General features: G+C 72.2%; 7 protein-coding genes. 5 read left to right on the plus strand and 2 right to left on the minus strand.

What is annotated here, in order from left to right:
• Window positions 1-10: 10 nt before the first annotated feature.
• The 3 genes from NCC78_RS08575 (at window position 11) to NCC78_RS08585 (ending at window position 3,141) form a co-directional block, all read left to right on the plus strand.
• A complete protein-coding gene (locus NCC78_RS08575) occupies window positions 11-967 on the plus strand; it encodes an ABC transporter permease (RefSeq protein ID WP_250793154.1) in 957 nt (318 codons plus the stop codon).
• Window positions 968-1,088: 121 nt separating this feature from the next.
• Window positions 1,089-2,126: an ABC transporter ATP-binding protein gene (locus NCC78_RS08580; RefSeq protein WP_250793156.1), complete on the plus strand. Its 1,038-nt coding sequence runs from the start codon at window positions 1,089-1,091 to the stop codon at window positions 2,124-2,126.
• The gene (locus tag NCC78_RS08585) at window positions 2,110-3,141 is read left to right on the plus strand and encodes an ABC transporter ATP-binding protein (RefSeq protein ID WP_250793158.1); all 1,032 of its coding nucleotides are present in this window, start codon (window positions 2,110-2,112) and stop codon (window positions 3,139-3,141) included. The genes NCC78_RS08580 and NCC78_RS08585 overlap by 17 nt, the downstream gene beginning before the upstream one ends.
• A gap of 138 nt (window positions 3,142-3,279) precedes the next feature.
• Here NCC78_RS08585 and purH read toward each other — a convergent pair whose 3' ends face one another.
• Window positions 3,280-4,851, minus strand: coding sequence for a bifunctional phosphoribosylaminoimidazolecarboxamide formyltransferase/IMP cyclohydrolase (purH, locus tag NCC78_RS08590; protein WP_250793159.1), 1,572 nt, complete (start codon window positions 4,849-4,851; stop codon window positions 3,280-3,282).
• A complete protein-coding gene (gene purN / locus NCC78_RS08595) occupies window positions 4,848-5,468 on the minus strand; it encodes a phosphoribosylglycinamide formyltransferase (RefSeq protein ID WP_250793161.1) in 621 nt (206 codons plus the stop codon). Before purN ends, purH begins: the two co-directional genes overlap by 4 nt.
• A 204-nt stretch (window positions 5,469-5,672) precedes the next feature.
• Between purN and NCC78_RS08600 the strand changes: the two genes are divergently transcribed.
• Complete coding sequence (locus tag NCC78_RS08600; protein ID WP_250793164.1) at window positions 5,673-5,972, plus strand: CD225/dispanin family protein; 300 nt, start codon at window positions 5,673-5,675, stop codon at window positions 5,970-5,972.
• 26 nt (window positions 5,973-5,998) lie between these two features.
• The gene (locus NCC78_RS08605) at window positions 5,999-6,640 is read left to right on the plus strand and encodes a DUF4190 domain-containing protein (protein ID WP_250793165.1); all 642 of its coding nucleotides are present in this window, start codon (window positions 5,999-6,001) and stop codon (window positions 6,638-6,640) included.
• Window positions 6,641-6,829 lie beyond the last annotated feature (189 nt).

Below are 6,829 nucleotides of genomic sequence, written 5' to 3' on the forward strand. Positions count from 1 at the left end.
AGGTGCGGGCATGAGTGACTTCGAGACCGTGGCGGCCACGGAGAACCAGGCCGCGCGACGGGGGCCGTCGGGTGAGCCCGGCGCGCCCAACCAGGTCGGCGCGGCGCAGAAGCCGCGCAGCCTGGCCGGTGACGCCTGGCGCGACCTGCGCCGCAAGCCGATCTTCTGGATCAGCCTGACCCTGGTGGTGCTGGTCGCCGCGATGGCCGCCTTCCCCGGCCTGTTCACCGCGAACGACCCGCGCGACTGCGTGCTCGCCCGGCAGCATGCCGGGCCGTCCGGCGGGGCGATCTTCGGGTACGACTTCCAGGGCTGCGACACCTACTCCCGCGCGGTGTACGGCGCCCGGGCGTCGCTGCTGGTCGGCGCGCTCTCCGCGCTCTTCACCGGCCTGATCGCGCTGCTCGTCGGGATGACGGCCGGCTACTTCGGCCGCTGGGTCGACGCGGTGCTCTCCCGGGTGATCGACATCGTGCTCGGCATCCCGCTGCTGCTCGCCGCGATCGTGCTGCTCAAGCGCGTGAACAGCGACAGCTCCACGGTCCGGATCGCCGCGGTGATCTTCGTGCTGGCGGTGCTCGGCTGGACCACCGCCGCCCGGGTCGTCCGGTCCTCGGTGATCACCGCCAAGGAGCAGGACTACGTCGCCGCGGCCCGGATGCTGGGCGCCGGCGACAGCCGAATCATGCTGCGGCACATCCTGCCCAACGCGCTCGCCCCGGCCATCGTGGTGCTGACCATCGCGCTCGGCTCGTTCATCGCCGCCGAGGCGACGCTCTCCTTCCTCGGCATCGGCCTCAAGGCGCCGACCATCTCCTGGGGCATCGACATCGACGCCGGCCGGGTGCACATGCGGGAGTCGGCGACCCCGCTGGTCGTCCCCTCGGCCTTCCTCGCGCTGACCGTGCTGGCCTTCATCATGCTCGGCGACGCGATCCGTGACGCCTTCGACCCGAAGCTCCGGTGACCCACATGCGAACGCGTGCGGTGCGCGAGGCGCGCCCGGCAGTCGCGAGCGAAAGCCAAGACATGCGAACGCGAGCAGTGCGCGAAGCGAGCCCCGTGGTCGCGACCGAAAGGCAGGAACAGTGAGTCATTCCGTCGTTCAACCGACGCCGGCCTCCCCGACGCCCGAGGGCGGTCACCTGCTCGACGTCCGGGACCTGCACGTCGAGTTCCGCACCGGCGAGGGCGTGGCCAAGGTGATCAACGGGGTCTCCTACCACCTGGACGCCGGCGAGACGCTCGCCGTGCTCGGCGAGTCCGGCTCCGGCAAGTCGGTCACCGCTCAGGCGATCATGGGCATCCTGGACACCCCGCCCGCGGTCATCCGCTCCGGCCAGATCCTCTACCAGGGCCGCGACCTGCTCAAGCAGTCGGAGGAGCAGCGCCGCCAGGTGCGCGGCAAGGAGATCGCGATGATCTTCCAGGACGCCCTCTCCGCGCTGAACCCGACCTTCCCGGTCGGCTGGCAGATCGGCGAGACGCTGCGCCAGCGCGAGGGAATGTCCAAGTCGGACGCCCGACGCCGGTCCGTCGAGCTGATGGACCTGGTCAAGATCCCGGCCGCCGCGAAGCGGCTCGGCGACTACCCGCACCAGTTCTCCGGCGGCATGCGGCAGCGCGTCATGATCGCGATGGCGCTGGCGATGAACCCGAAGGTGCTGATCGCCGACGAGCCGACCACGGCGCTGGACGTCACCGTGCAGGCCCAGATCATGGACCTCCTCGCCGACCTGCGCCGCGACCTCAACATGGCGATGATCCTGATCACCCACGACCTGGGCGTGGTCGCCGGCGTCGCGGACCGGATCGCCGTCATGTACGCCGGCCGCATCGTCGAGCACGCCGACGTGCGGTCGCTGTACCGGGCGCCCGCCCACCCGTACACCAAGGGGCTGCTGGAGTCGATCCCGCGCATGGACGTGCGCGGTCAGCAGCTCTCCACCATCAAGGGGCTGCCGCCCAACCTGATGCGTATCCCATCAGGGTGCCCGTTCCACCCCCGGTGCCCGTACGTGCAGCAGGTCTGCGTGGACGTGGTGCCGCACGACCTGGTCCTCGGCGACGGCCGGACCAGCGCGTGCCACTTCGCGCAGGAGGTCCGTGATGACAGCGCCCGCTAGCTCCACCAAGGTCCGGGGCGAGACCATCCTCTCCGTCGACAACCTGGTCAAGCACTTCCCCATCAGCCAGGGGGTGGTGTTCCAGAAGCAGGTCGGCGCGGTCAGGGCCGTCGACGGGGTCAGCTTCGAGCTGCGCCGGGGCGAGACGCTCGGCGTGGTCGGCGAGTCCGGCTGCGGCAAGTCCACCCTGGCGCGGCTGCTCATGCGACTGGAGACGCCGACCTCGGGCCGGGCCACCCTGGAGGGGAAGGACCTCTTCTCCGCCTCCGGCTCCGAGCTGCGCCGACTGCGCCGCAACATGCAGATGGTCATGCAGGACCCGTACACCTCGTTGAACCCGCGGATGACGGTCGGCGACATCATCGGCGAGCCGTTCGAGATCCACCCGGACGCCGCGCCGAAGGGCAGCCGGGACCGGCGGGTGCAGGAGCTGCTCGACGTGGTCGGGCTGAACCCCGAGCACATCAACCGCTACCCGCACCAGTTCTCCGGCGGTCAGCGGCAGCGCATCGGCATCGCCCGGGCGCTCGCCCTGCGCCCGGAGATCATCGTCTGCGACGAGCCGGTGTCGGCCCTGGACGTCTCCATCCAGGCCCAGGTGATCAACCTGTTGGAGCAGCTCCAGGACGAGTTCGGGCTCTCGTACATCTTCATCGCCCACGACCTGTCGGTGGTCCGGCACATCGCGGACCGGGTCGCGGTCATGTACCTCGGCAAGATCGTCGAGATCGGCACCGAGGACGAGATCTACGAGCGGGCCACCCACCCGTACACCCAGGCGCTGCTCTCGGCCGTGCCGGTGCCGGATCCGGAGGTCCGCAACGACCGGACCATCATCCGGCTCACCGGCGACGTGCCCTCCCCGGCCGACCCGCCGTCGGGCTGCCGCTTCCGCACCCGCTGCTGGAAGGCCCAGGACATCTGCGCCACCCAGGAGCCCCACGCGGTCCCCCGCGCGGCGGACCCGCACCCGTCGGCCTGCCACTACGCCGAGGTACGCCCCAGCCTCCCCTGACCCGCCCCGCTCACCGGGCCGGTCACGAGGTCTACGTCCCGGCGCAGCGGGCCGGCACCAACCTCGGCACCCTCGCCCGCCGCGCCGGCTGACCCGCGGCACGCAGCCCGGGACCCCGGTCCCCGGCTGCGCCGCCGGTCAGTGGAAGAAGTGGCGGGTGCCGGTGAGGTACATGGTCACGCCGGCCTCCTTGGCGGCGGCGATGACCTCCTCGTCGCGGATCGAGCCACCGGGCTGGACGATGGCGCGTACGCCGGCGTCGATGAGGATCTGCGGGCCGTCGGCGAACGGGAAGAACGCGTCCGAGGCGGCGACCGATCCCCGGGCCCGGTCGGCGCCCGCCCGGCTGACCGCGAGCTGCGCCGAGTCGACCCGGTTGACCTGGCCCATCCCGACGCCGACCGTCGCGCCGTCCTTCGCCAGCAGGATCGCGTTGCTCTTCACCGCGCGGACCGCCCGCCAGGCGAAGGCGAGGTCCCGCAGGGTCTGCTCGTCGGCCGCCTCGCCGGTGGCGAGCCGCCAGCTGGCCGGGTCGTCCCCGTCGGCGTCGATCCGGTCGCGCAGCTGGACCAGGACACCCCCGGTGACCTGCCGCCACTCCGCCGGCAGCGGGTCGAACTCGGGGGCGCGCAGCAGCCGGATGTTCTTCTTGCCCTGGAGGATCTCGACGGCGCCCTCGTCGAAGCCGGGGGCGACCACGACCTCGGTGAAGACCTCGGCGACCTGCCGGGCCATCTCCACGGAGACCGGCCGGTTCACCGCGATGACTCCCCCGAAGGCGGAAACCGGGTCGCAGGCGTGTGCCCTGCGGTGCGCCTCGGCCACGTCGGCGCCCACCGCGATGCCGCACGGGTTGGCGTGCTTGATGATCGCCACCGCCGGCTGGTCGGCGAAGTCGTTCGCCGCCCGCCACGCGGCGTCCGCGTCGACATAGTTGTTGTAGGACATCTCCTTGCCGTGCAGCTGCTCGGCCTGGGCCAGGCCGGCCGGGCTGGACGGGTCGGTGTAGAGCGCGGCGCCCTGGTGCGGGTTCTCGCCGTAGCGGAGCACCGCCGAGCGGCGCAGCGCCAGCCCGGAGAACTCCGGCCACCAGCCACCGTCCGGGTCGAGCTCCCGCGCGCACCACTCGGCCACCGCCACGTCGTAGTCGGCGATGGCGGCGAACGCGCGGGCGGCGAGCACCCGGCGCTGAGCCAGGGTGAAGCCCCCCTCGCCGAGGGCGGCCACCAGCGCCGGGTACGCGGCCGGGTCGGTGACCACCGCGACGACAGCGTGGTTCTTGGCGGCGGCCCGGACCATCGCAGGACCGCCGATGTCGATCTGCTCGACGCACTCGTCCACGCCCGCGCCGGAGGCGACCGTCGCCTGGAACGGGTAGAGGTTGGAGACCAGCAGGTCGATCCCGGCGATGCCGTGCTCGTCGAGCTGGGCGACGTGCGAGTCCTTGCGCAGGTCCGCGAGGAGGCCACCGTGGATCTTCGGGTGCAGGGTCTTGACCCGGCCGTCGAGGATCTCGGGGAAGCCGGTCACCGTCTCCACCGGGGTCACCGGCACTCCCGCCCCGGCGATGGTCGAGGCCGTGCTCCCGGTCGAGACGATCTCCACCCCGGCGGCGTGCAGGGCCCGGGCCAGCTCGACCAGGCCGGTCTTGTCGTAGACGCTGACCAGCGCCCGCCTGATCGGGCGGCGCTCGTCCTGAGTGGAACTCACGGGACCGTGACCTTTCTTCCGGTGATCGTCCAACCTTCGCGGACCAGGCGGCCCACCTGCTCGACGAGCTGGCGCCGCTCGGCTTCCTTGATGCGCTCGGTGAGCGTCTCCACGTCGTCGTCGTCGAGCACCGGCACGGCGACCTGCGCGACGATCGGGCCGGTGTCCATGCCGGCGTCGACGAAGAAGAGGGTGGCCCCGGTCACCTTGACGCCGTAGGCGAGGGCGTCGCGCGGGCCGTGGATGCCGGGGAACGCCGGCAGCAGCGTGTTGTGCGTGTTCAGGTAGCGGTCGCCGAAGGCGGCCAGGAAGCGCGGGCCGACCAGCTTGAGGAAGCCGGCGGAGATGACCAGGTCGGGCTTGTGCTCGGCGACGTGCGCGGTGAGCGCCGCGTCCCAGTCCTCCCGCGAGGGGTACGCCCGGACCGCGTCCACGAAGGTCGGCACCCCGGCCGCGACGGCCCGGTCCAGCCCGGCGATGCCGTCGCGGTCGGCCCCGACGGCGACCACCCGGGCCCCGTACGCGGGGTCGGCACACGCGTCGAGCAGGGACTGAAGGTTGCTCCCGGAGCCGGAGACGAGGACGACGATGCGGGCGACGGACGCTGGCTCGGTCACCTGGCAACCCTATCGGGCAGGCGGTCCGGACCGGACGCTGGGCGACGTCGGCCGGCCCACCCACTGGGCGGCGCGATGTTCGCCGATCCCCCGGTGGCGCGGAACGGGTACGCTGCCGGTCGCTCGGGCCGGCGTACGTCCGGCCCGCACCCGTCAGCGATTCCGACACGTCAACGTGTCGATGCCCTGTGAGGAGTACCCACGATGCAGCCCGGATACCAGCCCCACCAGCCGCCGCCGGTCGACAACAACATGACGATGTCGATCGTCTCGATCTTTCTGTTCTGGCCGCTGGCCATCCCGGCCATCATCAACGCCTCCAAGGTCAACCCGCTGCTCCAGCAGGGCGACTACGCCGGTGCCCAGGCCGCCGCCGCGGAGTCGAAGAAGTGGTCCAAGTGGGCGCTGATCGTCGGCATCGTCGTCTGGGTGCTGAACATCGTGTGCTGCCTGATCCTCGCCGGTGCGGGGGCGCTCAGCGGCAGCAGCGCCGCCGGCTACTGACCTGACCAGCTGAGGAGCGTCGTCGCATGCAGCCCGGTTACCCAGGTCAGGACCCGTACGGCCAGCAGCCGCACCAGGACCCGACCGCGCCGCAGCCCCACGACCCGTACGCCCCGCCGCCGGCGGCGCCGTACGGTCAGCACCCCACCTCCGGGCAGCCGTACGGCCAGCCGCACGACCCGTACGCCGCGCCGCAGAACCCCTACGGCCAGCCACCCACCTCGGGCCAGCCCTACGGCCAGCCACCCACCTCGGGCCAGCCGTACGGGCAGCCCTCGTACGACCCGTACGGTCAGCAGGCCGCGCCCGGGCAGCCCTACGGGCAGCAGCCGTACCAGGATCCGTACGGCCAGCAGGCGCACAACGCGCCGCCGATGTACCCGAACGCCGGCTACCCGCCACCGCAGGGGCAGCAGAACACGCTCGGTCTGGTGTCGATGATCCTCGGCATCGTGTCGATCCCGATGGTCTGCTGCTACCTGGGCATCCCGCTGGGCATCGCCGCCGTGGTGACCGGCTGGCTGGGCAAGCAGAAGGCCGACCAGGGGTTGGCGAACAACTCCGGGCAGGCCCTCGCGGGTCTGATCTGCGGCGCGATCGGCGCGCTGCTGGGCGTGCTGCAGATCGTCCTGCTCCTCGCCGGGTTGAACCTCCCCAGCACCACCTGATCCTCCGGCGGAACGAGGGCGTCCCGGCTCGTCCGGGGCGCCCTCGCCTACCGTGTGGACCGTCCGCCGGCGTGGGTCAGCGGGACGCCGGCCGGGCGAGCACCCGGGTCGCGGCGGCGCCGAGCAGCGCGCCCGCCCCGGTCACCGCGGTCGCCACCGCCGCCACCTGCCAGGCGACCGGGCCGACCT

Source organism: Micromonospora phytophila (assembly GCF_023656545.1).
Taxonomy (GTDB): domain Bacteria; phylum Actinomycetota; class Actinomycetes; order Mycobacteriales; family Micromonosporaceae; genus Micromonospora; species Micromonospora phytophila.